The organism is Nocardia sp. JMUB6875 (assembly GCF_041154655.1).
Lineage (GTDB): Bacteria > Actinomycetota > Actinomycetes > Mycobacteriales > Mycobacteriaceae > Nocardia.
Map to the genome: position 1 here is coordinate 1 of NZ_BAAFGR010000302.1, position 5,384 is coordinate 5,384.

The window sequence follows — 5,384 nt, forward strand, 5'->3', positions numbered from 1 at the left end:
CCCCCACCCACCTTCGCGGTCATTACCGCATCACGCCCCGAGGCCGCGCCGCCCTGGCCACCAAGGGCCGCCGCTTCGCCTGACCCGGCTCCACGCCTACCGCCCAACGGCTTTCGTGGTCGAGCGGGTTCGGAAGTTCCGTTCGCCGGACGCGGTTGGCCCGGCCAGTCAGCAAGATCAACCGGTCTGAGCCGACACTTTTTCTGGCGTACGGGCAAGAAACAGCCTCTCGGACACGGATAGTGTGCGATAAGGCCGGTTTCGACCTCGTTGATACCGTGACCGCGATGGGAATTGTGAAGACCCTCTGGGCGGCCGGGCGGGTGCTGGGGGAGGACGCGCTGTACCGCGCCGATGACACCGGCCTGGAGTTGTTCGTCGAGGGGCCGGGGGCGTACCACCCGGATGCGGGCCAGCCGATTCCGTTCCGGCTCGGAGCGCCGTTCGATGTGGATATCGAGGACTACGGGGAGGACGAGATCGAAGAGGTGGACGTCTACTTCGATACCCCATTGCCGGACGGCTCGGGGCGAACATGCGGCGGGGGCGGCGGTATGGGCAACATAGGCTTTCTCGCGCGCCTCGACGCCGACGGCTCGTTGCGTTGGGTCGCCTACATGTTCCAGTCCAACCCGTTCATCGACGTGCGCTACGAGGGCGCGACCGCCATCTTCACCAACGACTGGCGCAACTGCCTGACCCTAGATCTGACTAGCCCCGCCCTGCTCTGAACCGGCCGGGTATCGAATCCCCATCCGCCGCTTGTCGTCGGGTTCAAACCCGGTTCGGGCCGGGGAAGGCGCAGGCCAGGGTGCCGCCGGGGAGGCGATGCCGGTTGTGCGCGATGAGACAGTAGACCACGGCCGCGAGCCAGCTGAACGGTGGGATCAACATGACCGTGCCCAGCAGCCGCCAAGGCCGCGCGGCGCGCCGCAAAAGCATTGCCCCCGCGCGTGCTCCGGAGGCACGACCCCCGTCACTGCCGATCCATTGAACCGCGTTCTCCACCTGCTCTTCCGTCAGTCCCAGAGCGGTCAGGTCGAGGCGCTGCCACGGGGCGAAATCGACATCCGGCCGAATTCGATCCCGGATGCGATCGATGCTCGCGGTGCAGAACGCGCAGTCGCCATCGAATACGACGAGTGGCCGAGCTACCGGGCGTGTGAATGCCGATTCCATCATGGGCCTTCCCTCCGTTGGGATCGCACTTCCGATCCTAGAATTCCCTTGGTGCACAGGGAATCCCATCTACAGCCGGAGAGAGCGAAGTCACTCCTGGGGGCGGCCTGCCGTCCAACCGTCGGGGGGCAAATGGGCCTATTCCTACATTAAGGCACCACATTTCGCAGGAACCTGCTCGTTCGCGCTGGTTTATGTAGGAATAGGCCCATCGCGGTCGAGGTCAGCGGGTGATTTCGCTCGGGTTGAGTTCCCAGAGTTGGATCGTCTTGTCGCGGGCGGCGGTTGCGATCAGGCGGCCGTCGGGGCTGAAGGCGGCGCGAGTGGTGATGGTGTCGTGGGTGATGGTGTGGAGGCAGGAGCCGGTGTCAGGGTTCCAGATTCGGATGGTGTTGTCGCCGGTCACGGTCGCGAAGAGTCGGCCGTCGGGGCTGAAGGTAAGCGACCGCGCATCTCCTCGAGCGCTGTTGGCCTCCTTCGAGGCATGCGCAGACCTCCGCCAGTCGCGGTGACGAAAGGCACGTGAACGTATTGCCGCGCGGATGTCCCACAGAGCGATGTCGCCATCCATATTGATAGTCGCGAATCGATCTCCACGCGGATCCCACTCCAGCCAGAATGCCCGGTTCGTCGGTATTGTTCTGAACTGGTCTTCCCCGTCCATATTCCAGATCCGGATCTCCCCTTCGCGCCTTGTGGTCGTGGCGAGAAATACCCCATCGGGGCTGAATGAGCACCGTGCGAAATCGTACGTCGAGATGACCGCCCGGGGATCGCCGCCACTCTGGCTGTCGTACAACAACACCCGCCCCTCGTCGAGGGTGGCGAGCAGTTTGCCATTCGGGCTGAACCGAACTCCGTGCACCGCGCCTACGTTCGCGAGCTGTGCTACCTCGTCGCCCGTAGCGGCGTCCCACAGCTTGGCCGCACCATGGCCGACGGCGGTGGCGAACCTGGATCCATCGGGTGTGAAGTCGATATCGTGGCAGGTGGAACGGCTATCGACCACCTTCCGGCGGTTGAAAATCAAGTCGGTTCGAGGCACGACTCGGCGGCCATGCCGTACCGGGAGAATTGGTCGGCCCGAGAGATCTATGACGACGGCCCGGCCGTCACTACAAGCCAACCCCAGGTGTTCGCCGAACGGGGAGAATGTCAGTGCGAGAACCGGTGCCGGTGCCTTGATCGTTCTGAGGCATCTCGGGTGGAGTTCCACCTCGGACACACCGTCTGGTGCCTGCGGGCCGACGACTGGTGGCTCGATAACAAGCGGTGAACTCCTCGCCCGCTTACGAACCGGCCGCGCCTCGACGGGTGCGGTGGGAGCTGAACTCCACTCCGTATTACGGGCCAGCGCGAGTTCGGCGGCGGTGTTGCGGCCCGTAGCGCGCGGGCGGGGAAATCCCGCACTCCGGAGTGCCGCGTCGAGAAGCGCGAAAAGCCTTGTGAAGGTTAGGAATTCACCGCCGTCTGGATCGCCGGTACGCAGAAGGCGGAGCATTGTGCCGGTGAAGGCCGTGCACCCGTCGGGCCCATGGGCAGCGGCGAACCTGGTGGCGGCCGTCAGGACGTACGCGCCTTCGATCTCGGCGTAACTCCGAAGCGCCTCGCCCTCACTTTCTCCTGCGAGTGCACCATGGCCGAACGCCTTGCCGCTGTGGCAGCAGTCGAGGATCACCACTTTTACTGCGGCGCGAGAGGATCGGATGTCGTCGCGGATCACCGAGTAGGGCAGCGTCGAGTAGCCCGGCCGGCGTAGGGATGACGCGCGGTGGGTGAGCGCCAGTTCAGTGCTGTCGTTACCGATGGTTACGCCGTGTCCGGAGTAGTAGAACAGCAGGAGGTCCTCGGCCGCCTCTACAGCGGGTTCGAGTGCCCGGGCGAAGTCCTCCGGGCCGTCCGGATCGGCGAGCACCTCGATGTGGGTGAGGTTGGTCAGCTCCCGCAGCAGCGCGGCGAACCGCGTCAGGTTCTCGGCGACCTGCGGCACCGGGGCGAAGCCGGAATCCGCCGCGTACGTGGATGTTCCGATCAGCACCGCCCGCGAGCGTTCACTGTGGGGGAGCCGCATCCCCCGGTTCCTGACTCGCGCCCTCCAACTGCTTCTGCTCGGCCGACACCTTCTCCAGGGCTTGCCGCACGAGATCCTCGGAGACCTTCCCGTTCACCGAGATCGAGTTGTCCCCGATCTTCAGCGTGAATTTCGTTCTGCGAGTGGACAACCAGTGCGTCACGCACGCCGTGACCGCTCCCATCAGCGGCGCGGATTCCACCACCAGTTTGATGATGTCCTCGGCGCCCAGCACGTCCGGATCCGGCACCCCGCTGACCAGCTGCTTGCGGACGACCCGCAGATCGTCGTCCTCGACGATCGCCTCGAACAGCGACCCCAGCTCGCCGACGTCATCCTCGGCATCGCTGATCGAGATGGTGATCGAAACGGCCACGTGCATCCTCCCCGCGAACAGTGTCCCGCAATTCTAGGTCCCACCCACCGCCCGCGCGTCGCCGATCCGACCACCGGCTTTCCCGGGTGAGACATTTCGGGCCGGGTCACCGCGATGGCGACCCGGCCCGAAATATGCTGCGAAGCAGGAGAAGTGTCAGCCGCGCTGGCAGATGCCGTTCAGGAGCGGGATGGCCGCGCCGATCAGCGAGTTGTCACCCGATTCGAGGGCGTTGGCGTAGTTGTCGATGGCCCACTTCTCGTCACCGGTGGCGTCGAGGGCGCGCAGGCGGTTGGCGGCATCCTTCTGCTGGGCGCCGTACGGGCCCAGCGAGCCGTAGCTGTTGGAGATGTCGGCGGCGCCCTGGCAGGCGGGGGACAGGGCCCAGGCGTTACCGGCGGGCAGCACCAGCAGGGCGCCCGCGGCGCTCGCGGCCATCAGGGTGGAGGTCAGGATCTTGCGCATTCATCAACTCCCGAGAAGCTCGTATGACATTAGCGACTCCGAGTCTGCCTGATGCACAGCCGGAATCGATCACCGACATCCACCGACCGGCATCGCCCCGCCCAGAATTAGGGGAAATCCCCCAACCGGATCGGGGCGGCGGCCGACTACGCTCGGGCGGCGTGAACGCACCCCGATTCCGCGTCTCCGAGGCCCCCGGCCGCACCCTGGACGACCCGACCGACACCCAGGTCTACGACATGTTCGCCGACCTGAACGCGCGCTGGAGCTTCGCCATCGTGGACCGGCTCGACCGCGACCCGCAGGGGCAGTTCTACTTCCAGATCCGACTCGACTACGGGGACTCTGACGAAGGGACCGTCGTGGACTACGAGGTCGAGTTCCGCGCCGGAAGCCCCTCCCAGCACTACGCCGCCCGGATTAATGGCGACGGCTTCGCGGGAATGGACCTCGTGCACAAGGCGTATCGCGCCTGGCGAACCGACGACCCCGCCCTCGGCGACCTGCTCCCATGGACTCCAGTCGAATTCGACTGAGAAGTCCTCCTGAAAAGCGTTGTGGCCCGGTCGAAACCGGGCCACAAGCCTTCTACCGGTGCGCGATACTGGGATTGAACCAGTGGCCTCTTCCGTGTCAGGGAAGCGCTCTCCCGCTGAGCTAATCGCGCGGGTTGATCCCCCGTGGAGCGGATGACGAGATTCGAACTCGCGACCCTCACCTTGGCAAGGTGATGCGCTACCAGCTGCGCTACATCCGCATGCTCACCCGGCCTCGTGGGCCGATCGGCTTGCGGGAGAGAACATTAGCGTACGGATGGGTGGTTATTGCAAATCGCCTGAACAAGCCGGGGATTCGAGTGGCATTGCGGCCGTAAACAGCCCGAGACAGCAGAAAGGCCCGGTGGGGACCGGGCCTTTCGCTGTTCTATGGTGCGCCATACTGGGATTGAACCAGTGACCTCTTCCGTGTCAGGGAAGCGCTCTCCCGCTGAGCTAATCGCGCAAGTTGTGTTCTGAGCGGATGACGAGATTCGAACTCGCGACCCTCACCTTGGCAAGGTGATGCGCTACCAGCTGCGCTACATCCGCATGCTCACCGGGGCTCGAGGGCCGATCGGCTTGCGGGACAGAACATTAGCCTACGGGTGGGTGGTTCATGCAAATCGCCTGGAAAACCGGGTGATTCGTCAGTGGCGGCAGAGCCATTCGGTGCCGTAGTGGGCCGCGTTGCCGCCGTCGAGGTGGACCCAGTGGCCGTCGCCCTCGCAGGGCCCGCCTTCGGTGTGGGCGGGGG

6 protein-coding genes and 4 tRNA genes are annotated in these 5,384 nt (G+C 65.1%); 2 read left to right on the plus strand and 8 right to left on the minus strand.

Annotation, left to right across the window (positions count from 1 at the left end; genetic code table 11):
* Positions 1 to 287 precede the first annotated feature (287 nt).
* Positions 288 to 731, plus strand: coding sequence for a hypothetical protein (locus ACAM49_RS38590; RefSeq protein ID WP_369640469.1), 444 nt, complete (start codon positions 288 to 290; stop codon positions 729 to 731).
* Positions 732 to 774: 43 nt separating this feature from the next.
* On the opposite strand, the gene ACAM49_RS38595 is transcribed toward ACAM49_RS38590, so the two are convergent.
* The 4 genes from ACAM49_RS38595 to ACAM49_RS38610 all read right to left on the minus strand — a co-directional run bounded on the left by ACAM49_RS38595 (position 775) and on the right by ACAM49_RS38610 (position 4,091).
* Entirely contained in the window at positions 775 to 1,182 is a 408-nt protein-coding gene (locus ACAM49_RS38595) for a thiol-disulfide oxidoreductase DCC family protein (protein WP_369640470.1), read from the minus strand.
* Positions 1,183 to 1,402: 220 nt separating this feature from the next.
* Positions 1,403 to 3,217, minus strand: a complete 1,815-nt coding sequence (locus tag ACAM49_RS38600) for a caspase family protein (protein WP_369640471.1) — start codon at positions 3,215 to 3,217, stop codon at positions 1,403 to 1,405.
* Positions 3,218 to 3,230: 13 nt separating this feature from the next.
* Complete coding sequence (locus ACAM49_RS38605; protein ID WP_369640472.1) at positions 3,231 to 3,626, minus strand: hypothetical protein; 396 nt, start codon at positions 3,624 to 3,626, stop codon at positions 3,231 to 3,233.
* Between the two features lie 156 nt (positions 3,627 to 3,782).
* Positions 3,783 to 4,091 (minus strand): hypothetical protein, encoded by a 309-nt coding sequence (locus ACAM49_RS38610; RefSeq protein ID WP_369640473.1) that lies wholly within the window; start codon positions 4,089 to 4,091, stop codon positions 3,783 to 3,785.
* A 161-nt stretch (positions 4,092 to 4,252) separates the two neighbouring features.
* On the opposite strand from ACAM49_RS38610, the gene ACAM49_RS38615 reads away from it, so the two are divergent.
* Positions 4,253 to 4,627: a hypothetical protein gene (locus tag ACAM49_RS38615; RefSeq protein ID WP_369640474.1), complete on the plus strand. Its 375-nt coding sequence runs from the start codon at positions 4,253 to 4,255 to the stop codon at positions 4,625 to 4,627.
* Between the two features lie 59 nt (positions 4,628 to 4,686).
* Here ACAM49_RS38615 and ACAM49_RS38620 read toward each other — a convergent pair.
* From ACAM49_RS38620 to ACAM49_RS38635, 4 genes are all read right to left on the minus strand, one after another.
* Positions 4,687 to 4,758, minus strand: a tRNA-Val gene (locus tag ACAM49_RS38620).
* 14 nt (positions 4,759 to 4,772) lie between these two features.
* A tRNA-Gly gene (locus ACAM49_RS38625) sits at positions 4,773 to 4,848 on the minus strand.
* A gap of 170 nt (positions 4,849 to 5,018) precedes the next feature.
* Positions 5,019 to 5,093: transfer RNA gene (locus ACAM49_RS38630), tRNA-Val, on the minus strand.
* Positions 5,094 to 5,106: 13 nt separating this feature from the next.
* Positions 5,107 to 5,179, minus strand: a tRNA-Gly gene (locus ACAM49_RS38635).
* Positions 5,180 to 5,384 lie beyond the last annotated feature (205 nt).